At 66.3% G+C, this 19,780-nt stretch carries 21 protein-coding genes and 3 pseudogenes; 17 read left to right on the forward strand and 7 right to left on the reverse strand.

Features of this window, described 5'->3' with window-relative positions:
- The 4 genes and pseudogenes from FUT87_RS28510 to sctJ form a co-directional block, all read left to right on the forward strand.
- Positions 1 to 347, forward strand: a pseudogene (locus FUT87_RS28510) (hypothetical protein); the annotation flags it as partial.
- A gap of 120 nt (positions 348 to 467) precedes the next feature.
- Positions 468 to 938 (forward strand): HrpB1 family type III secretion system apparatus protein, encoded by a 471-nt coding sequence (locus tag FUT87_RS06840; RefSeq protein ID WP_091733512.1) that lies wholly within the window; start codon positions 468 to 470, stop codon positions 936 to 938.
- Positions 939 to 975: 37 nt separating this feature from the next.
- Positions 976 to 1,371, forward strand: coding sequence for a hypothetical protein (locus FUT87_RS06845; protein ID WP_183480192.1), 396 nt, complete (start codon positions 976 to 978; stop codon positions 1,369 to 1,371).
- Between the two features lie 57 nt (positions 1,372 to 1,428).
- Positions 1,429 to 2,115 (forward strand): type III secretion system inner membrane ring lipoprotein SctJ, encoded by a 687-nt coding sequence (gene sctJ / locus FUT87_RS06850; RefSeq protein ID WP_186830398.1) that lies wholly within the window; start codon positions 1,429 to 1,431, stop codon positions 2,113 to 2,115.
- An 88-nt stretch (positions 2,116 to 2,203) separates the two neighbouring features.
- On the opposite strand, the gene FUT87_RS28515 is transcribed toward sctJ, so the two are convergent.
- On the reverse strand, positions 2,204 to 2,503 hold the full coding sequence (locus tag FUT87_RS28515; RefSeq protein WP_186830399.1) for a hypothetical protein: 300 nt from the start codon (positions 2,501 to 2,503) through the stop codon (positions 2,204 to 2,206).
- Positions 2,504 to 2,741: 238 nt separating this feature from the next.
- Between FUT87_RS28515 and FUT87_RS06855 the strand changes: the two genes are divergently transcribed.
- The 3 genes from FUT87_RS06855 (at position 2,742) to FUT87_RS06865 (ending at position 4,244) form a co-directional block, all read left to right on the forward strand.
- Entirely contained in the window at positions 2,742 to 3,080 is a 339-nt protein-coding gene (locus FUT87_RS06855; RefSeq protein WP_147240530.1) for a hypothetical protein, read from the forward strand.
- Complete coding sequence (locus tag FUT87_RS06860) at positions 3,008 to 3,379, forward strand: GNAT family N-acetyltransferase (RefSeq protein ID WP_147240531.1); 372 nt, start codon at positions 3,008 to 3,010, stop codon at positions 3,377 to 3,379. The genes FUT87_RS06855 and FUT87_RS06860 overlap by 73 nt, the downstream gene beginning before the upstream one ends.
- Positions 3,380 to 3,605: 226 nt before the next feature.
- On the forward strand, positions 3,606 to 4,244 hold the full coding sequence (locus FUT87_RS06865; protein ID WP_147240532.1) for an OmpW family protein: 639 nt from the start codon (positions 3,606 to 3,608) through the stop codon (positions 4,242 to 4,244).
- A 12-nt stretch (positions 4,245 to 4,256) separates the two neighbouring features.
- Here the strand turns inward: FUT87_RS06865 and FUT87_RS06870 are convergent, their stop codons facing one another.
- Positions 4,257 to 4,649 carry a helix-turn-helix domain-containing protein gene (locus FUT87_RS06870; RefSeq protein ID WP_147240533.1) on the reverse strand — a complete coding sequence of 131 codons (393 nt, stop codon included), beginning with the start codon at positions 4,647 to 4,649 and terminating at the stop codon, positions 4,257 to 4,259.
- On the opposite strand from FUT87_RS06870, the gene FUT87_RS06875 reads away from it, so the two are divergent.
- Together FUT87_RS06875 and FUT87_RS06880 are read left to right on the forward strand one after the other, a co-directional pair.
- On the forward strand, positions 4,608 to 5,141 hold the full coding sequence (locus tag FUT87_RS06875; RefSeq protein ID WP_255511706.1) for a DoxX family protein: 534 nt from the start codon (positions 4,608 to 4,610) through the stop codon (positions 5,139 to 5,141). The two genes, FUT87_RS06870 and FUT87_RS06875, sit on opposite strands and share 42 nt — an antisense overlap.
- A 52-nt stretch (positions 5,142 to 5,193) precedes the next feature.
- Positions 5,194 to 6,573 carry a TAXI family TRAP transporter solute-binding subunit gene (locus FUT87_RS06880; RefSeq protein ID WP_091733590.1) on the forward strand — a complete coding sequence of 460 codons (1,380 nt, stop codon included), beginning with the start codon at positions 5,194 to 5,196 and terminating at the stop codon, positions 6,571 to 6,573.
- Between the two features lie 664 nt (positions 6,574 to 7,237).
- Here the strand turns inward: FUT87_RS06880 and FUT87_RS06885 are convergent.
- On the reverse strand, positions 7,238 to 8,155 hold the full coding sequence (locus tag FUT87_RS06885) for a LysR family transcriptional regulator (RefSeq protein ID WP_255511707.1): 918 nt from the start codon (positions 8,153 to 8,155) through the stop codon (positions 7,238 to 7,240).
- 125 nt (positions 8,156 to 8,280) lie between these two features.
- Between FUT87_RS06885 and FUT87_RS06890 the strand changes: the two are divergent.
- From FUT87_RS06890 to FUT87_RS06900, 3 genes and pseudogenes are all read left to right on the forward strand, one after another.
- A pseudogene (locus FUT87_RS06890) lies at positions 8,281 to 9,032 on the forward strand (SDR family oxidoreductase).
- 79 nt (positions 9,033 to 9,111) lie between these two features.
- The gene (locus FUT87_RS06895) at positions 9,112 to 9,789 is read left to right on the forward strand and encodes a glutathione S-transferase family protein (protein WP_091733586.1); all 678 of its coding nucleotides are present in this window, start codon (positions 9,112 to 9,114) and stop codon (positions 9,787 to 9,789) included.
- A 44-nt stretch (positions 9,790 to 9,833) separates the two neighbouring features.
- A complete protein-coding gene (locus FUT87_RS06900) occupies positions 9,834 to 10,433 on the forward strand; it encodes an isochorismatase family cysteine hydrolase (protein WP_091733584.1) in 600 nt (199 codons plus the stop codon).
- Positions 10,434 to 10,859: 426 nt separating this feature from the next.
- Here the strand turns inward: FUT87_RS06900 and FUT87_RS06905 are convergent, their stop codons facing one another.
- On the reverse strand, positions 10,860 to 11,381 hold the full coding sequence (locus FUT87_RS06905; RefSeq protein ID WP_091733582.1) for a GNAT family N-acetyltransferase: 522 nt from the start codon (positions 11,379 to 11,381) through the stop codon (positions 10,860 to 10,862).
- 146 nt (positions 11,382 to 11,527) lie between these two features.
- Here FUT87_RS06905 and FUT87_RS06910 point away from each other — a divergent pair, with 146 nt between their 5' ends.
- The 3 genes from FUT87_RS06910 (at position 11,528) to FUT87_RS06920 (ending at position 14,782) form a co-directional block, all read left to right on the forward strand.
- Positions 11,528 to 12,163, forward strand: coding sequence for a hypothetical protein (locus FUT87_RS06910; protein WP_091733580.1), 636 nt, complete (start codon positions 11,528 to 11,530; stop codon positions 12,161 to 12,163).
- A gap of 126 nt (positions 12,164 to 12,289) precedes the next feature.
- Positions 12,290 to 12,901 (forward strand): class I SAM-dependent methyltransferase, encoded by a 612-nt coding sequence (locus FUT87_RS06915; protein WP_091733578.1) that lies wholly within the window; start codon positions 12,290 to 12,292, stop codon positions 12,899 to 12,901.
- 579 nt (positions 12,902 to 13,480) lie between these two features.
- Positions 13,481 to 14,782: a right-handed parallel beta-helix repeat-containing protein gene (locus FUT87_RS06920; protein ID WP_091733576.1), complete on the forward strand. Its 1,302-nt coding sequence runs from the start codon at positions 13,481 to 13,483 to the stop codon at positions 14,780 to 14,782.
- 68 nt (positions 14,783 to 14,850) lie between these two features.
- Here FUT87_RS06920 and FUT87_RS06925 read toward each other — a convergent pair whose 3' ends face one another.
- On the reverse strand, positions 14,851 to 15,465 hold the full coding sequence (locus FUT87_RS06925) for a TetR/AcrR family transcriptional regulator (RefSeq protein ID WP_147240536.1): 615 nt from the start codon (positions 15,463 to 15,465) through the stop codon (positions 14,851 to 14,853).
- Positions 15,466 to 15,724: 259 nt separating this feature from the next.
- On the opposite strand from FUT87_RS06925, the gene FUT87_RS06930 reads away from it, so the two are divergent.
- Both FUT87_RS06930 and FUT87_RS06935 read left to right on the forward strand, forming a co-directional pair.
- A complete protein-coding gene (locus FUT87_RS06930; protein ID WP_147240537.1) occupies positions 15,725 to 16,570 on the forward strand; it encodes an alpha/beta fold hydrolase in 846 nt (281 codons plus the stop codon).
- A 38-nt stretch (positions 16,571 to 16,608) separates the two neighbouring features.
- Positions 16,609 to 17,619 (forward strand): NADP-dependent oxidoreductase, encoded by a 1,011-nt coding sequence (locus tag FUT87_RS06935; RefSeq protein ID WP_147240538.1) that lies wholly within the window; start codon positions 16,609 to 16,611, stop codon positions 17,617 to 17,619.
- Between the two features lie 125 nt (positions 17,620 to 17,744).
- Here FUT87_RS06935 and FUT87_RS06940 read toward each other — a convergent pair whose 3' ends face one another.
- A complete protein-coding gene (locus FUT87_RS06940; protein ID WP_147240539.1) occupies positions 17,745 to 19,100 on the reverse strand; it encodes a glycoside hydrolase family 27 protein in 1,356 nt (451 codons plus the stop codon).
- A 287-nt stretch (positions 19,101 to 19,387) separates the two neighbouring features.
- Positions 19,388 to 19,780: pseudogene (locus FUT87_RS06945) on the reverse strand (type III effector protein); the annotation flags it as partial.

A 19,780-nucleotide genomic window follows, 5' to 3' on the forward strand; every position in this document is an offset into this window, starting at 1 on the left:
GCCTCGGCGGCGGCCTGGGTGGCCTCGGCGGCGGCATCCCCGCCTACCAGCAGCCCTTCGGGCAGCAGCCGTTCGCGGCCTCGCCGTACGCCTCGCCCTACACGCAGTCGTACGCGCAGCAGCCGTTCACCGCTTTCCAGCAGCCCTACGCCGGTGGCGTGGCCTCGCCGTACAACGCGTCCTTCGCGCAGCAGCCGTTCACCAGCCTGAACCAGCCGTTCACCCAGGTGGATGCGCTGAACTGGGCCCAGACCTACGGCGGTCCCAACCTGTCGCAGAGCGAGCTGACCCAGGGCGTGAACCTGTTCAACATCTTCAACGGCCGCACCACCGGCATGTTGTTCTGATGTCCATGCGCGGGGGCCGTTCGCGGCCCCCGCCAGGCACGCCGCGTCCTCGCACGCGACGTGCCTGTCCCGAGCGGACACGCGTCCGTTCAGGACAGGCACTTCCCCAGGAGCACACAGATGGATCCGACCTTTCATCGCAAACCCTTCGTCCGCGCCCTCATCGAGATCGTCAGCCTCGGCATCACGCACAAGCGCACCGAGGACGCCGAGACGGTGCTGGTGGCGGTGCGCCAGCTGCGCCCCCACCTGACCGAGCTCGACACCTTCGAGGCCTGGATCGCGATCAGCCGCGGCCACTGGCACGACGCGATCCGCACGCTCAACAACCTCGACGCCAACACGCGCAACTGGAGCCTGGGCCGCGCGCTGATGGCCTTCTGCCAGTTCGCCGTCGGCGATCCGGCCTGGAGCGTCAGCGCCAACGAGGTCATCGAGGGCGACTCCACGCAGGAAGCGCGCAGCCTGGTGCGGCTGCTGCTGGGCAAGGACGTCAATGTCGGCGAGCCCGAGCCCGAGGCCCCGGCCGCCACCAGCTTCGCCGACTACGACCCGCGCTCGCTGCCGCACGCGCCGCTGCTGCGCGCCTGAAGCGACGCGCATCCGAAGTCACCCGCAGGAGATCCGCATGACTGTTCCCGCCATCGGCGCCGTGTCCGGCGCCGCCCCGACGCAGGTCCTGGATCGCGCCGCCGCCGCGCCCGACGCGCTCGGCGGCCTGTCCGACCGCTTCCAGCGGCTGATGATGGAGCATCCCACCGCGCCGGCGCCGCACGGCACCGAGGTCGGCGAGCGCTCGCCGGTCTCGCATTTCATCGAGGCGCAGGAAGGCGTGCTGCGCCAGACCTTCGACAGCGTGCGCGCGTTCTCGCAGGAGGCGCCAGCGATGAATCCCGGCGAACTGGCCTCGCGCCACATCGCGCTGAGTTATCAGCTGTCGATGGTGCAGGTGCAGTTCAACGCCGGCGTCTATGTCGCGCAGAGCAGCAAGAGCGGCCTGCAGACCTTGATGAAGAACCAGTGACGTGTCCCGGCGGCCGGCGCAGTCCGGCCGCGATGAACGGACCCAGGGAGTTCCGACATGCCTTCCACGATCAACGACCACGCCCCGCGGCCCTGGCGACTGCTGCTCGGCGCCGTGCTGGCGCTGTGCCTGGCGGCCTGCGACACCGACCTCTACACCAAGCAGACCGAGGCCGACGCCAACCACATGGTGTCGGCGTTGCTGGAAAGCGGCATCACCGCCAGCAAGCAGACGCCCGACAGCGGCAAGACCTGGAGCGTCAAGGTCGACGAGGCCGACGTCGTGCGCGCGCTGGCGGTGCTGCGCGCGCAGGGCCTGCCGCAGGACAAGCACGTCAGCCTGGGCGACATGTTCAAGAAGGAAGGCCTGATCTCCTCGCCGACCGAGGAGCGCGTGCGCTTCATCCACGGCGTGTCGCAGGAGCTCTCCGAGACGCTGAGCCAGATCGACGGCGTGGTCACCGCGCGGGTGCACATCGTGCTGCCCAACAACGACCCGATGGCCCAGGAGGCCAAGCCCTCCAGCGCGTCGGTGTTCGTGAAGTACCGGCCGCAGGCCAACCTCACCGCGCTAACGCCGGCGATCAAGAACATGGTCGCGCGCAGCGTCGAGGGGCTGTCCTACGACAACGTCTCGGTGACGCTGGTGGCCGGCGCGATGATCGCGCCACCGCCGCCGCCCGCTCCGCTACCGAAGCCGCCGCCTCCACCCCCGCCGCCACCGCCGAACTGGTTGGCCAGCTGATTGGCGGCGCTGGTGGGCTGCAGGCCGTTCTGCGCGAGCGACTGCAGCAGCGGCAGCAAGGCCTGCAGCAGCTGGAGGATGCTGTTGATCAGCGCGAGCTGGCCGGCCTGCGGGTTGTTGCCCGCGGTACCCGGGCCCATCGGCCCGGCCGGGCCGGCGGTCGATCCGGGGCCGGCGGCGGTGTCGGGCCAGGGGCGCCGCCGCCTTGCTGCGGCTGGGCGGCGGCCATGAGGCTGTAGACCAGCATGGCCATCAGCTGCTGGCCGGGTGACCCACCGCTGGCGGGCCCTTGCGGCTGCGCCATGGGCGCGTTGAGGAACTGGCTGTAGAGGTCGAGCGCCGATGGGCGCTGCACGGACGAGGGGCGATCGATCGCATCGATGGACATGGCTGCTCCTGGGTAAGGCCGGGATGGCGCGGTGCGCCGCGTGTTATCGATTGGTGAGGGTAGGCATCGCCCTGCGCCCGGCGTGCCCCTGGGCGAAGCGACGTGCCCGGCCGCGAAGCGCCGCGCGGGGAGGGCCTCGTTCCCTTCGCGCGTCGGCGCGCCGCTTCGCGATGCGTGCCATGACGGCTCCCGGTCCTTCCTAGATTGCGGTCATCCCAGACTTCAGCGCCGAACCGCCATGACTGCGACGACCGATGCCCTGCCCGCCTCCACCGCGTTCACCGTGGCGCTCGCGGCGATCACGGGCGAGCCACCCATCGTGGCCGCGACGGCGATCGCGATCCGTCCGGCGCTGGATGGCGACCTCGCGGCCATCACCCGGATCTACAACGAGTCGCTGCCGCCGTTGCCCACGCCGCTGCCAGGCGTCGACGCGCGCGCCGGCGGCCGACCGGTGCTCGGCAGCTGCCTGGCGCAGTTGCGGCCGACGGCCTCGCGAACTGGATGGCGTCGCATCGCGCCAATGGCCGGCCGCTGTGGGTCGCGCAGGCCGGCGTGGAGGTCGTGGGATGGCTGAGCCTGCTCGGCTTCGCCGACCGGCCCGCCTGCATGCCGGCGGCGGAGGTCGCGATCTACATCGCCAGCGGCTGGCGCGGCTGCGGCGTCGGACGGCGCCTGCTGTCCCACGCGCGGATCGAGGCGCCGCTGTGGCACATCGACCGCCTGATGGCCTTCATCTGGCACGACAACGCGGCCAGCCTGACGCTGTTCCGCGCGCAGGGCTTCAGCGCCTGGGGACGCCTGCCGGGCATCGTGTGGGCGGACGCGAAGAGCCGGGACATGGTGATCCTCGGCCAGGTGCTGCAGGCGGGCTGAGGCCGGGCCGGACCGGGCTCTCGCGCTCAGCGCATCCGCTCACGCCGCGGCCGGCGCCGCGAGCCCGCGAGCGTCGCTTGCGTCCGCGTTCATGTCCTGTTCATCGTCCGGCGAGCGTTGCATTCATTCCCGCCACGGAGAATTTTTCGCACGCCGCCATCCACCGGCCACGGCGGCGCGGCGTCCGGTCTGGACGCCTGGCTTCTCCCATGAACACAAGGTTCCCATGACCGATCGCGCTTTCGCTCTCCCGACCCGCCCCGTCCTTGCCGCCGCGTCGCTCGCGGCGCTCCTGGCCGCCACCGCGATGCCAGTCCAGGCGCAGGAATCGCCCTGGCAGCTGCGCGTGCGCGCCGTGAAGATCGACCCGGCCGACAAGGACCGCACCGGGCTTGGCCTGTCGCTGAGCCAGAAGACGATTCCTGAAGTCGACATCAGCTACTTCCTCACGCGCAACATCGCGGCCGAGCTGGTGCTGACGGTGCCGCAGCGTCACACGCTCTACAGCGAGGGCACGCGCATCGGCAGCGTCAAGCAGCTGCCGCCGACGCTGCTGGCGCAGTACCACTTCAACCCGGAAGGCAGCTTCCGTCCCTACCTCGGCGCCGGCCTGAACTACACGCTCTTCTCCGGCGTGAACTTCGATCCCGCGGTGCAGGCGGCGCTGCAGCCGAGCATCAAGAAGCACAGCGTCGGCCTGGCCGCGCAGGCCGGCTTCGACTACATGCTGGACAAGCGCTGGTCGATCAACGTCGACGTGAAGAAGATCCAGATGTCGACGGACGTCCGCTCGGCCGGCGCGTCGGTGGGCAAGTTCAAGATCGATCCGCTGCTGGTGGGCGTGGGCGCGGGCTACCGGTTCTGATCGGCTCCGGTCTCACGGCGCCGCGGGTCCGGGCCTTGCCGGGCGGCCTCGCGGCGGCCCCTTGACCGGCACGCTGTCGCCGTACTCCGCCCACCAGGCCTGCAAGGCCGCCATCATCGGACCCAACCCGCGCGCCTTCGGCGTGATCTCGTATTCGACGCGGGGCGGCACCTCGGCATGAACGATCCGGGAGACCAGCCCGTCCGCTTCAAGCTCTCGCAGTTGAGCGGTCAGCATGTGCTGCGTGATGCCGGGGATGGCCTTGCGCAGCTCGCCGAAGCGGTGCATGCGCTGGTTGAGCAGCCACATGATCTCCAGTTTCCATTTGCCCGAGAGCAGCGCGAATGCGCGCCGCATCTCCTCGTGCATGTTGACGCCGCTGCGGTCATTGGTCTGCATTTCCATACTGGCCCCGACGAATTCATCCTACTTGCGCGCTTGATGGCTGGCCGACATTCTCCCGGCTCCCGATTCACCCTGGAGAAGCTTTTGACCGCATCCACCGTTTACTGGATCAGCACCGCGCTGTTGTCCGCGCTCTACCTCAGCTCCGCGACGCTCTACCTGCTCAAGACCGCCTGGGTGAGGACCCAGCTGTCCGCGCTCGGTTATCCCGGCTACCTCGTGCCGCTGCTCATCGTGCTGAAGGTGCTGGCGGTCGTGGCCGTCCTGTCGCGCATCAACACGCCATTGAGCGACCTGGCCTATGCCGGCATGTTCTTTCATCTGCTGCTGGCGGCGATCGCGCATGCCGGTGCCGGCAAGCCGAAGGACGCACTGCCGGCCGCGATCGGCCTGATCCTGCTGGTCGTGTCATTCGCGACGCAAAACGGGGCTCGAGAATTTCCGTCTCCTCATGGCGACGTCCAGGCATGGACTCGCCCGGCTTCCCATTGAGTCTTGCCAGCACGCCTGGACTACGATCAGCCGTTCCTCCACCGGCGAAGACATGACCCCGATCCAGCAATGGCATGCCACCCGCAGCCTGCGCCTGATGCTGCAGACGCTGCGCGACATGATGGTCTCGATGGGGCCGCTGCTGCTGCTCGGCGGCGGGTTGCTGATCGCGGCCTACTGGTGGCTGGACCCGCAGCCGCCGCGCCAAGTGCGGCTGGCCACCGGCCCGGCCGGTAGCGCCTACGCCGGTTTCGGCGAGGGTTATGCGAAGGCGCTGGCGCGCGAGCGCATCCAGGTGGAGCTGATCGCCAGCGAAGGCGCGCAGGACGACCTGGCTCACCTGCGCGCGGGCACGGCCGACGTGGGCTTCGTCCGCGGCGGCATGGCCGATCCGGCGGCCGATACCGAGGCCGGCATCGTCTCGCTGGGCAGTCTGTTCTACGAGCCGATCTGGGTCTTCTATCGCCGTGATCTCGGCATCGCGCGCCGCCAGCCCGGCGGCGAATTGCAGCGCCTGACCCAGCTGCGCGGCCTGCGCGTCAATGTGGACCAGGACGGCAGCGGCGTGCCGCAGATCGTCGAGAAGCTGCTGGCGCTGAATCAGATGACACCGGCCGATCTGAGGCTGTCCAATCTCGCGCCCGACGCCGCCGGCGCGGCGCTGCGCGAGGGCCGGCTGGACGCTGCGGTGCTGATCTCGGCGCCGCAGGCGGGGCTCATCCGCGCGCTGCTGCGCGACCCGGCCATCGGGCTGATGGCCTTCGAGCAGAACGAAGCCTATTCGCGCCACCTGCCCTTCCTGTCCACCGTGACGCTGCCGCGCGGCGTCGTGGACCTGGCGGCCGATCTGCCGCCGCACGACGTGCCGCTGCTAGCCACCACCACCGCGCTGCTGGCGCGCGAGCAGACGCACCCGGCGCTGCGCCAGCTGTTCGCGCAGGCGGCGCTGGGGCAGCACAGCGGGGCGGGCTGGTTCAACGGCGCGCGCGACTTCCCCAACACCCGCACCAGCGAGCTGCCCGTCAGCGCCGAGGGCGACCGCGCGATCAACGGCACGCCGCCGGCGTGGGCGCGCTACCTGCCCTTCTGGGCCGGCAATCTGCTGGAACGCATGTGGCTGGTGGTCGGCGGCCTGCTGGTGCTGATGCTGCCGCTGTCGCGCGTGGTGCCGCCGCTGTACACCTTCCGCGTGCGCTCGCGGGTGTTCCGCTGGTATGCGCGACTGCGCGAGGTGGAGGCGAAGCTGGAAACCGGCACGGGCGAGCGGGAGGCTTTGCTCGATGAGTTGGATGAGCTGGACCGCGTCACGCACCGCATCGCGGTGCCGCTGTCGTATGCGGAAGAGCTTTACGCGCTGCGGAACAACATTTATGCGGTGAGAAAGCGCCTGCTGGCGCAGCGGTCACGGCCGGCAGAGGGGGCGAGTGACTGATTGAGGAGCGGCGCGGCGAGGGGCGGCTTGTCTATCCGTCATTCAGTCAGGTGCTGCGCATGCACCCTGGCATTGAAGTGGAGCGCGCGTCCAATACCGAGAAGGCTTTGAGAAAGGCTCCGTTGGAGTGGGTGGCAGGTTAGCAGCGTTCGCGGTCGGTCGCCGTTGGGCATCGCGTGACCGGACATCAGCGCATACCGGCCTTACGGGTGCCAGCCGGATCAGCCTCCGGCCAACTGGCCTGACGGCAAGAGCGGCCGTTCGATGCTGCTGGCTGCACTCATGCCGTCCGAGCGACCGCTCTTGACGCCTGCGACCGCCTCAGATTGACCCAGGGCCGACCTTCGAGGTGGAGAGTACGAAGGGAAAAAGCTGTCGCTTGCGCGCGCAATGCCTCAAAGCGAGCCGTTGCGCTTCGAATCTGAGCCGTATGCGTCCGGCAAACTCACCTTGAACCGGCGCGCTGAGGCGGTCAGGATGGTGTCCACCAACGCAATGAACTGACCCCGAGAAGTTGGACAGCCAGTGTCTTTGCTTGGGAGAAGTTCTGCAAACTGTGAGCGAATCACTGGTTGAATGGCGCTCCACATCTGCAGACGCGCGACACCGCCTCTGCGCCGACGCGGTGTCGCGCGATTGAGGCCAAACCATCCGTGGATGGCAGTCATTCTTGAATGTTGCCGACCGGCTTGGCGGTGCCGCCAAAGGCAGGCGTCCGCGAGAACACATCGGCAATGAAGTCCATGAACACCGTGGCTCGCGTCGGCAGCAGTCGATTTGCGACGTAGACGATCTGGACAGGGACGGCCGACGCTGAGTAGCCGGTCAAGATGAACTTCAAGCGCCCGCTCCTCAGCCCTTCGTCAAAGAGCCACGCCGGACCATGGCCGACCCCCAGACCCGCAATGACCGCCGCGCTGACCGCTTCTGGCGAGTTCACCCGGAGCCTGCCGGAAACGGGGATATCGGCGTCCCGAAAGCGCCAGGTGGCCCCCGACGAGAGCAGCGTGTAGATGACGCAGTCGTGGTCCCGGAGGTCGTCGGGCGTTTGCGGCACGCCGCGCCGCGCCAGGTAGCTCTCACTCGCCACGAACACCCGCTCGTAAGACCCGATGCGTCGGGCCCGCAGGGCACTGTCCTCCAACTGGCCAATGCGAATGGCCAGTTCCGTCCCCTCGTCGACGAGGTTGACATAGCGGTCATTGATTTGCAGGTCCAGCGTCAGCTTCGGATAGCGCTCCAGAAAGGTCGGAACGTGCGGCAGCACGAAGGCATGGGCCAGCGCGGTGGGGCAGGCCACCCGCAACAGTCCTGACGGATCGACGTTGCTGCGGAATGACGATTCGGACTCGTCCACCGCATCAAGAATCCGCCGGACGTCCGCGTAGTAGCGCTCCCCCTCCGGCGTGAGGGAGAGCTTGCGCGTCGACCGGTGCAGCAGCCGGGTCTGCAGGTGGTCCTCCAGCGATGCGACGTAGCGGCTCACGTTCGGCTGCCCCAGGCCCAAGTCACGGGCTGCGGCCGTGAAGCTCCCCGTCTCCACGGCGCGCGCGAAGCAGGTCATCAGCAGAAATCGGTCCAAGCGCCCCTCCAATTCATGCTCTGAGTGCATGGACGGTATTCGATTTAGTCATCTTATCGAATTGGAGGCATGGATGCACATTCTCCCCATCGGCCACGGTGGGTGGCCGTCTACAGGAGAACCTCATGTCACGCTTGCAAGGCAAACGTACCCTCATCACCGGCGGCACCAGCGGCATCGGCCTGGAAACTGCCAAGCAGTTTCTGACCGAAGGCGCCCGCGTCATCGTCACCGGCGTCAACCCGGATTCCATCGCCAGGGCCCAGGCCGAACTCGGGCCTGAGGTGCTGGTGCTGCGCGCCGACTCGGCCAGCGTGGCTGCGCAGAAGGCCCTGGCACAGGCCGTCAAGGACCACTATGGCCAGCTGGACGTGGCCTTCCTCAATGCGGGCATCTCGGTCTGGCTGCCGATCGAGGACTGGACGGAAGAGATGTTCGACCGCTCGTTCGACGTCAACGTCAAGGGCCCGTACTTCCTGATCCAGTCGCTGCTGCCGGTGTTCGCCTCCTCGGCCTCGGTCGTCCTGAACACGTCTGTCAGCGCGCACGTCGGCTCGGACCGCTCTTCCGTTTACGCCGCCACCAAGGCAGCGGTGCTGAACATGTCGAAGACGCTGTCGACCGAGCTGCTCGGCCGCGGGGTTCGCATCAACGCGGTCAGCCCGGGGCCCATCGACACGCCGCTGTACGACAAGCTGGGCATCCCCGAGGCCTATCGCGAACAGGTGAACAAGGACATCGCGGCCACCATCCCGCTGGGCCGCTTCGGCACGGCTGAAGAAGTGGCCAAGGCCGTGCTGTACCTGGCCTCCGATGAATCCCGCTGGTCGATCGGCACGGAAATCGTGGTCGACGCGGCCGCCTGCTCAATCGCTGAGCGCACCAGGTTCCGCGCGCCGAAGGCGCCTGGCGACTCGGGCGAGTCGAAGGCGCCTTCCTGAGCCCTGCCAACACAGATGCCCCTCATGATGCTCACCCTCATCAGCCACCCGCTCTGCCCGTTCGTGCAGCGCGCCGCAATCGTCCTTCTGGAGAAGGGCGTTGCCTTCGAACGCGTCAATGTCGACCTGTCGGCCAAGCCCGATTGGTTCCTCGCGCTGTCGCCCACCGGCAAGGTACCCGTGCTCAAGGTGCCCCAGGCCAATGCCGAAGACGCAGTGCTCTTCGAGAGCGTCGTGATCTGCGAGTACCTGGACGAGACACAGGGCGGCGCGCCGATGTACCCCCACGACGCGCTAACCCGCGCCCGGCACCGCGCCTGGATCGAGTTCGCCACACAGACCTTCGCCGAAGGCTGGCAGTTCCTCCATGCGCGTGACTCGCAGGCTGCCGACGCAAAGCGCGCCAGCTTCCGCGAGCGCCTGGCCAAGCTGGAGGCGGAACTCGCCGCAGGCCCGTACTTCGCCGGCGAGGCGTTCGGCATGGTCGATGCGGTCTACGCACCGCTCTTTCGCTACTTCGAGCTGATCGCCCCGTCGGCGGCGCAGCAAGTCTTCGATGGCCTGCCGCGCATCTCGGCCTGGCGAGAGGCGCTGGCCTCACGAGCCAGCGTGAGGCATGCCGTTGCCGAGGACTACGCCTCCCGCTTCCTGGCGCATCTCCGCCAGCAAAGCGCCCTGTTGGCGGCGGGTTGACCCCCATTTCATGCAACCCAATCGCACTCCAAGGAGTCAAAACCATGAGCAATCAATCGTCCAAGAGCGCGCTGATCCTGATCGAGTACGTCAACGATTGGTTGGCGCCGACCGGCGGCATCAACGGGCAGTTCCAAGACCGCGAGCAGTTCGACAAGGCCGTCGCCAACTCGAAGATCGCGCTCGCAGCGGCCCGCCAGAGAGGCATGGAGGTCATTCATGCGTCGCTCAAGTTCGAGCCGCACTTCAAGGTGCTGGGCGAAGGGAAATACGGTCTGCGCAAGATGATGCGCGACTACGGCTCGTTCCTCGGTGCGCAGGCCGACTTCTTTCCCGGCTTCGAGCCCCAGGACGGCGAGTACGTGATCCGCGAGCGAACGGGCGGCAGCAGCGTGTTTGCTTCGACCACACTGGACAGCTACCTTCGCAACAACCGCATCTTCGACATCTACCTCGCAGGCTTTGCGCTGAGGCAGTGCGTTGAATCTTCGATGCGAAACGCGCATGACCTGGGCTACCACACCAACGTCATCTACGACGCGTCGGCGGCATTTACTCGTGAGCAGCAGACGGCGTTCCTCTCCGAGATTGCGCCCTTCTACGCCAACGCGATCACCACTCAGGGCTTTGTCGCTCAGGCCTGAGCATGAAAGATGCTGGCTGGCGGAAGCTCTGTCCGGTATCCGGTAGTAGCGGTGAACCGGCCACGTGCCGGGAAGGCCATCGAATGACCGGTGATGGCCGATGCCGACGTTCCACGAGTTGGGCACGGCCGACTGACATCAGCCTTCTGCCGTAGCTCACGGTCGCGAGCTGAGCGGCAGCATCGGGTCGGCATGAGCCAGTCGCGTCGCACAGAAGCGGTCGTTCAAGTCGGCATGCGGCGGACGCCACAGTCGAGCGGCCGGTTCCGAGGATGAAGGCGCCCGTCGGGACAGTGGAGTCCTGTGACTGCTATGGGGAGCAGCTGCCCCTCAGGCCTTAGACCACGAACGACTCAGATCAGCCTGAAGCCGCAGTTCTCCACAGCCCAACAGACGGCCGGGCGACCTTACGTCGTGCCGCCGCCGTCAGATCGCGCGGCGGAACACTCGGTTGCCGTAACTCCGACCTTCGATCACGTGGACCGTCTCGCCGATGTCGGCGTAGCCGCGCGCGGCGTAGAAGTCGCGTGCGCGTTGATTGCCGTCCCACGCTGTCAACCACAGCGCGGGCAAACCCGTGGACCTGGCGACGTCCTCCGCCGCGGCCAGCAGACGCTGTCCCACCTTCACACGCTGGAAGGCCGGCTGCACGTACAGACGGACCAGCTCGGCGCCGGCGCTCGTGGTGCCGGGGCATGGCGTAGCGAAGGCATCGACCTCCGCGAATCCGATGAGCGCCGTATCGATCTCCGCAAGCACGAAATGACAGCCCGGGCGATTGATCCGCTCCTGAAAGGCTTCGGACGAGTATTCGCGGAAGACCTCACGGGCGAGATCGGGGCGAATGCCTTGCGTCGCGTACGTGTCGAGAAAGACCTGAATGGCCAGCGCTGCAATGGTCGTGGCGTCTTCCAGCGTCCCTGGCCGCAGGTGGGGCAGTTGGTGCATGCGCGGGAATATAAGGGCGCTCCGACCGACTTGCTGCGGTCACGGCAACGAGGGAAGTCTGCTCAAGGTTGGGGAGCGGACGTGCCAAATGTCTTGAAGCGCAGCTCGTGCTGAAATGCAAACCAGCCGACGCTTGAGAGTCAAGAATGTCGAGGTCGATCGCTTCGGCTGCGATCCGTCGTACCGTTTTTCTCCTTTGTATGCCTCGTTCCCTACAGGTCACCGACACCACCGTCGTTATCCGCCCCGCGACGACGACGATGTGGTTGTGGTTGTTCGTGTTCGCGACCGGCTTGAGCTGGATGTTCTGGAAGTTCACGTTCTACGACACCAGTCCGAAGGCGCTCTTGCTCCTGTTGTTTCCTTTGATGATGTTGTTCGCAGTGCTTGTGAACTTCGTCCAGGCGCGCGCATTCGTCACGACCATCGATCGGGCTCGCAATCTCGTATTGATCGAGCGTCTGCCACGATTCGGTCTCTCGGCGAAGCAGCAGAAATTTGTGCTGTCCGACTTCGCTGCCGTCGAGTCGCATTCGGTTGCGGTCGGTCGCTCGCTGGTGTGCCGGGTGTCCCTGGTCACGCCCGGATTGCGATCGCTGGCGCTGCTGAATGGCAGCGGCGGCTACGGCGCCAAGTCGTTCTGGCACGCGCCGATGCCCGCTGAAACGGAAGAAGCAGCATCTGTACGAGTCGCCGTGGCGAAGGTCTCGGGACTAGCGGACATGGGGTATCGAGGAACGATTGGGCTGAGCGTGGTGGCGTATGAGCCGATCGACGCGTAGGAATGCCGGGCAAAGATGCCCGCTGTCCTCTCTAGCCTGCTGCTGATCCGAAAACTGCTTCGATGCAGAACCACACACCCATTCGCTTAGAGTCCCCCCGGCCCGACACTTCAACAATCACCTCGCATGTCCGTCCCCGACGTCCCCAGCCCCATCGACCTGAGACAGATGGCCGACGCCCGCGAGTGGGCCGATGAAGCGATGGTGAAACGCCCGTGGCGGACGGAATTCTTCGCGGAGTTCGCCGCGCAGCTCGCCGCCGGCGCTGCGCTCCGGGTGCTGGAGCTCGGCTCCGGCCCGGGCTTCCTCGCCAAGTACCTGCTCGATGCGCTCCCGCACATCGCCTACACGGCGCTCGACTTCTCGCCGGCCATGCATGAACTTGCAGCGGAGCGGGTCGGCGCGGCGAGTGCCCGCATCCGCTTCATCGAGAAGAGCTTCCGCGACCCCGCATGGATGGAGGGCCTCGGGCCTTTTGACCACGTGGTCACGAACCAGGCAGTCCATGAGCTGCGCCACAAGCGCCACGCTCGCCCGCTTCACGAGCAGGTTCGAGGGCTGCTGGCGCCGCAGGGGCGTTACCTCGTCTGCGATCACTTCGCCGGCCCCGGCGGGATGAAGAACGATCAGCTCTACATGACCGTCGAAGAGCAACGCGTCGCGCTTCAGGACGCCGGCTTCGCTCGAGTCGAACCCGTGCTGCTCAAGCGCGGGCTGATGCTCTACGCGGCGTCCTGAGACGGCAGACTCGCTACTCGGCCTCGCTGTCCGTTGTCGACGGACTACCCAATCCGACAAAGCCCCGCCTCATGCGCCGGCAAGGTCCGCGCGAACCGTCCTGAGGCCTCGCCCAACGGGCGTCGCGCCGGGGCGACTGATGATCGAGGACCGGCGCGGCGGGGTGCGGCTTGTCTTTCCGTCAGACCTTCGGTGCGGCGGTCGGTGCCGCCATGATCGGCAGAACGCGACGGACAACAGCCGTCCGCACACCCGCTGGGCGGTGCCGCCCGATCTACGACCGGTTCCGATCGGCGCGAAGCCGGCAAGGCGGCGGCGAAGGAGGCTGGCAGCCAGTTCGCCAAGGAGGTCGGCGGACAGATCATCAAGGACAGGCTGCCGTGACAGTCATGGCGGCGAGTCTGCGCAGACTCCTCGCGAAATATCGACGTGCGTGTCTTCTTTCTCATCCACCGTGCAAATGGCGGGCGGATGGCAATTCACAGACAGATACATGGATCTTCTCCGGATCGTCACGCTGCGGTGACGACCACCGGCGTGGACTCCTGTTTAATGGGTGCTCCGCATTGATCTGTCGACATGAAACACAAAAGAATCTTCGCAGTGCTTGCGCTGAGTACTGCCACGGTCGCCGCTTTTGGAGAAACCTACTATGTCGCGCCAGATGGAAGCGATACTGCGGCGGGATCTCGCGATGCGCCATGGGCTTCGATGGCGTACGCGCAGATCAGGGCGCAACCCGGGGACACCGTGTATTTTCGTGGCGGCACCTATGCCTATCACAAGGGCACCACTTCGTGCCAGGACGCCTACGACACTGTGAGCGGGATCGATCTCAAGAAGAGTGGCGCCCCGCAGCAGCCGATCCGCTACTGGGCTTATCCCGGCGAAACCCCGGTTTTCGATTTCGAAGGCATTCGGGACAACTGCCGGGTTAAGGGTTTCAACGTGACGGCCGATTGGGTTCATCTGAAAGGGATCGAAGTCACGCATGTCCGGCAGAACAACAACCTGAACCACGAGTCCTGGGGGATCTGGATCCACGGCAGCCACAACATCTTCGAGCGGCTCGACATCCATCACAACATGGGCCCGGGCCTCTTCATCAAGGATGGCGGCGACAACCTCGTCCTGAATACCGACTCGCATCACAACTACGACCCCCTCACCTCCAATGGGGCGGGTCAAAGCGCGGACGGCTTTGGCGCCCACATTTCCGCCAATCATCCCGGGAATATCTTTCGAGGCTGCCGCGCCTGGTTGAATTCGGATGATGGTTTCGACCTCATCAACGCCTACTCCTCGGTGACGATCGAGAACTCCTGGGCTTGGCTGCAGGGCTACGTGCCAGATACCATGAAGCCGGCCCGGTACGGCAATGGCAATGGTTTCAAGGCCGGCGGATATGGAGGCGTCTATGTACCCAACGCGGTGAAGCACACGGTCCGCTTCTCTGTCGCCTTCAACAATCGGGCTTCGGGTTTCTACGCCAACCACCATCCGGTGGCCAACGACTTCTTCAACAACACGAGTTACGGCAACTACGCCGACTTCAATATGCTGGGGATCGATGCGAGCGGCGCGGCGATCAATCTCGGGAACCTGCGCAACAACATCGCCTATACGGGGACCTTGGTGTCGAATGTGTCGGGCGCCAATGACGCCCACAACTCCTGGAATCTGCGCGAGATCATGTCGGATGCCCAGTTCGAAGATGTCTCCACCACGGGATGGGATGCGCCGCGACAAGCTGACGGCAGCCTGCCGCGGCTGAATCATCTGCATCTGACGTCGCACAGCACCTTGATCAACAAGGGCACGGACGTCGGCCTGCCCTACAAGGGGACCGCGCCCGACCTCGGCGCCTTCGAGCGCCATTGATGCCCAGCAGCGACCTCCCGCAGGAGGTCCAGACTTGCGAGTCCACAAGTCACGCGCCGGCCGATCAGCTACTCGCGTTCAGCCCGCTTGCGTCGAGCCGCCGGCACGCGCGATGGCGGAGCGAGCAACGCCAGAATTTCCTTCCGGCAAGCGGTCAGGATCTCATCCGCCAACGGCGATTCGTCCGGACAGGCGCGTGACATGACGATCGCGCCCACGACGTGCGCCAGCAGATCAAGCCCTTTTGCGCGGGCCTGCTTGGCATCCGCTGATTCGAGCGTGGTGCCGTCGCGGTTCAGCGCCGCCAGGATGCCTTCAATGCCGTCGGCAAACGCGGCTCGCACCGCATCGGACTGACGCGCCGCATCGCCGCCAAGCGCGGCCATGGTGCATCCCTGCGCTCGATCGTCCCGATGCTCGCGCGATACGTAGGCCTTGACGAAGGCCGCCGCCGACATCCCTTCCGACAGCTCCACGGTCTGCGCGATGCCGCAGGCGGCCGACTCCGCCATCAATTCGGCCTTGGATTGGAACTGCTTGTAGAAGCCGCCATGCGTGAAGCCCGCCGCAGCCATCAAGTCGACAACGCCGACCCCGTCGTAACCCCTCTCCCGAAACAGCGTGGAGGCGGTGCGGACCACATGCTCCCGATTGGCTTGCGCTTGCGCTTTGGTGACCTTCATGGCTCGCTCGTGCGTGGATGCGTGAATGGCCGCAACTATAAATAGATGCCGACCATAATCAAAGCATTGACTTTTTGGATGACGAACATCATCATTGAGGTCAGTCGTTTCACCGCCCCCCACACCCCTCCTCCGGAGACACCATGTTCACCCGCTCGAGAATCAGACTAGGCCTCCTTGCGCTTTCCGCTGTGCTGCTGACGGCGTGCGCCTCGGTCGACAGACCTTCCTCAGCCGCGAGCGCGCCTCCACCGGCGCCATGTCTCAGAAGACAACCTGGCAGAACGTGCCGACGCAGGTCGTCTCCGCGGATGGCGTGGACTTCGCCTACCGCGAGCTCGGCCAGCAGAACGGCGGCACGCCGGTCGTCTTCCTTGCCCACCTGGCCGCCGTGCTCGACAACTGGGATCCCCGCGTGGTGGACGGCATCGCCGCGAAGCATCACGTGGTCGCGTTCGACAACCGCGGGGTGGGTGCCAGCACCGGCTCGCCGGCCAACACCATCGAGCAGATGGCGGACGATGCGATCAGCTTCATCAAGGCCAAGGGCTTCAAGCAGGTCGACCTCTTCGGGTTCTCGATGGGCGGGATGATCGCCCAGGAGATCGCGCTGAAGGAGCCGCGGCTCGTCCGCAAGCTGATCCTGACGGGCACTGGTCCGGCGGGCGGTCCCGGCATCAGCGAGGTGGCCGGCGTAGCGAATTACGACCTCCTGCGGGCGACCCTCACGGGTCAGGATCCGAAGCAGTACCTCTTCTTCACCCGCACGCCGAAGGGCATCGAGGCGGGCAAGGCCTTCCTGGCGCGTCTGCAGGAGCGCACCGAGAACCGTGACAAGGGGATCGCCGCGGGTGCGTACGTCGCGCAATTGCAGGCCCTCAGCGCGTGGGGGAAGAAGCCTGCTGCAGACCTGTCGCTGGTCAGGCAACCGGCCCTTGTGGCCAACGGCGACGACGACCGGATGGTGCCGACGATCAACACGTACGACCTGGCCAAGCGTCTGCCCAACAGCGAACTGACCATCTACCCCGATGCGGGCCACGGCGGAATTTTTCAGTACCACGACGACTTCGTGGCCAAGGCCCTGGCGTTCCTCGCCAGATGAGCGCCTGATCGCTCGTTTCGCCACGCATAAGGAAAACCATGAAAGCTTTTGTCCTCGAGCGCTATGGAAAGCGCAGCGCGCTCGTACCGACCGAGATGCCGCAGCCCGCGCTGCGGGACGACGAGGTCTTGATCGAGGTCCATGCGGCCAGCGTGAACGTGCTGGACTCCAAGATCCGGGATGGCGAGTTCAAGTTGATCCTGCCCTATCGCCTGCCGCTGGTGCTCGGACATGACGTCGCGGGCGTGGTGATCAAGACGGGACCGCATGTCCGGCTCTTCAAGCCTGGCGACGAGGTCTACGCGCGCGTGGACGACTTCAGGATCGGCACCTTCGCGCAATTCGTGCCGGTGAAGGAGACGTCTCTCGCCCTCAAGCCCAGGGACCTCTCCATGGAAGAAGCAGCGTCGATTCCGCTGGTGGGATTGACGGCCTGGCAGGCGCTCGTCGAACGGGCTGGCTTGAAGCGCGGGCAGAAGGTCTTCATCCAGGCGGGATCAGGCGGTGTGGGCACCTTCGCGATCCAACTGGCCAAGCATCTCGGAGCGACGGTCGCGACCACGACCGGCCCGAGCAACGTCGCCCTCGTGAAGGGGCTGGGCGCCGACGTGGTCATCGACTACAAGCAGCAGGACTTCGACGGCATCCTGCGTGACTACGACGTCGTGCTCAACAGCCAGGATGGCGACACGCTCAAGAAGTCCATTGGCGTGCTCAAGCGCGGCGGACAGGTGATCTCGATCTCCGGTCCACCCGATCCCGAGTTCGGCAAGACGATCGGGGCCCCCGGCTTCGTGCGGCTGATCATGCGTCTGCTGAGCTCGGGCATCCGCCGCAAGGCGACCAGCCAAGGCAAGCGGTTCTCCTTCCTCTTCATGAAGGCAGACGGCGGCCAGTTGCAGGAGATCACGCGGCTCATCGACGCCGGCGCGATCCGGCCGGTGATCGATCGGGTCTTCCCGTTCGAGTCGACCAACGAAGCGCTCGAGTACGTCAAGTCGGGCCGAGCCAAGGGCAAGGTCGTGATCAAGGTCAAGCAGGCGCGTTGACGGTTCCAGGGGTTGTCGTGCGACACCCGTCGCACGCAACTCATTCACCCCAGACGGAAACGTCTGGGGTTCTTTTCACAACTGCGCGCCCGAATCGGCGGATGCGTTCGTCATGTTCAGGGACCCTACCCGATCCGATAAAGCCCCGCCCCATGCGCCGGCAAGGTCTGCGCGAACCGCCCTGACGCCTCGCCCAGCGGGCGTCGCGCCCACAGGTCACGCACCGGCTGCGCGCCTTCCAGCGCTAGCTCCCGCAACGCGACGCCAACCTCTCGCGCCTTGTCACCGGGATTGAAAAGCGCCACGTAACGCCCCTTCCCATCCGCCGGCCGCGCCGACCAGATCCGCACGCCGTCCTCGACGAAATGCGGCCGGTTGTCCGAGCTCGCCTGGTCCACGGCCAGCACCTCCGGATTGGTGAGCAGCTGCAGCGTCGCTTCGTCGAGGTGGCGCAAGTCCCCGCCCATGATCAGCGGCGACCGCGTGATCGCCCACAACGTCATCAGCGTGCGCTGCTCATCGGCGGTGAACTTCGTATCCCGCTCGCCCAGCGCCAGGCGCCCCAGCGGCAGCATGTCGGGATCCGGCCAGGCGCCCGGCCGGCGCCACGGGTTCCAGTTCTCGAGCCGCGTGAACTGCGCCTCCAGCATCTTCCAGTCGTCCCAGAAGTCGTCCGAGATGCGCCACATCTGCGCGTACTGGCGGACGTGCTCGCCGCGGATCACCGGCGTCTCGCCCGGCGACAGGCTCAGCACCATCGGCCGCTTCGTGCGCACGATCGCGCGATGCGCCGCTTCGATCTCGGGCGCATGCGCGTCGTAGGGACGGCTCATGTCGTCCATCTTGATGAAGTCGACGCCCCACGACGCATAGAGCGCGAAGACGCTGTCGTAATACGCCTGCGCGCCCGGCTTGCGCATGTCCACGCCGTACATGTCGGGATTCCACGAGCAGACGCTGGCCGTGTCGGCGATGTCGGCGGCCCGGTACGACGTACCCAGGATCGGCAGATTGCGCTTGACCGCGAGCCGCGGAATGCCGCGCATCAGATGGATGCCGAACTTCAAGCCCATCGCGTGGACATCCGCCGCCAGCGGCCCGAAGCCGCGGCCGCCCGTGCTCGATGGAAAGCGGTTCACCGCCGGGATCAGCCGGCCGTACCCATCCATCGCGGGCTCGGGATTCTCGCTGTACGTGTAGCTCGACGCCGTGGGCTCGTACCACTGGATGTCGATGGTGAAGATGTCGTAGCCGGCGGGCCGCAGCTTGTCCGCCATGATGCGCGCGGTCTCGCGCGCCTGCGCCTCGTTGATGGTGGTGGCGAAGCTGTTCCAGCTGTTCCAGCCCATCGGCGGCGTGGGCGCCAGCACGCGCTGCGCCGACCTTTGCGCGGTGGGCGACGCCTGCGCCTGCAAGGTCGAGGCCGCGGCACCGGCCATTCCCGCCATGCCGGTGCGGATCATTGCGCGACGACTGAGCATTCCTGTCTCCGTGATTCGTTCTTCTGACGCCGTCGCCGCGCCCTCACGCGTGAATCCGCGCCGGGCGGCCGCGACAGCGCGGCGGAAGGTATCACGGGCCATCGAAGCACCGACCTGCGGCTGCGATCACAAGTTGTCGCCGATCGATATCGAGATCGACATCACGGGTCGCAACCGCCGGTGGACACCCGTTGAACCGCTGGTGGCAGGCGTTGCTGAGGTCCCCAGATCGCCGAAGTCATGGGCCAGACGTCCGTGCCTGGCCCACGATCGGTGACGCGGGTCGCTCAGCGCTGCGCCGCCGCCAGTTGCTCCTGCGCCTGCGCGTTGACCACCTCCAGACGGTCGGTCTTGACCTTCGCGTCGAACGACTGAATGTCCTTGGCCGACGAGTCGAACCACGGCTTGATGGCCGTGTGGATGCCGATGGCGCCGCCGATGGCCATCGCCACGCGCTGGTCGGCCTCCGCGAGCGGCCTGGCCACGGCCGCCGTCACCGTCGAGATCACGCCGAGCGCCGTCGTCGCCTTGACCATCTCGCCCGCGCGATTCAGCACGCTCGCGCCGATGTTCGACAGCGTATGGCCCGCCACGCTCAACGTGCTGCGCGGTGGTGCGCCCTCGACGGTCGGTTGCGGGTCCATCAGCGGACCGGCCTTGAAGGCCGCGCCGATCGCGTT

The organism is Mitsuaria sp. TWR114 (assembly GCF_007997345.1).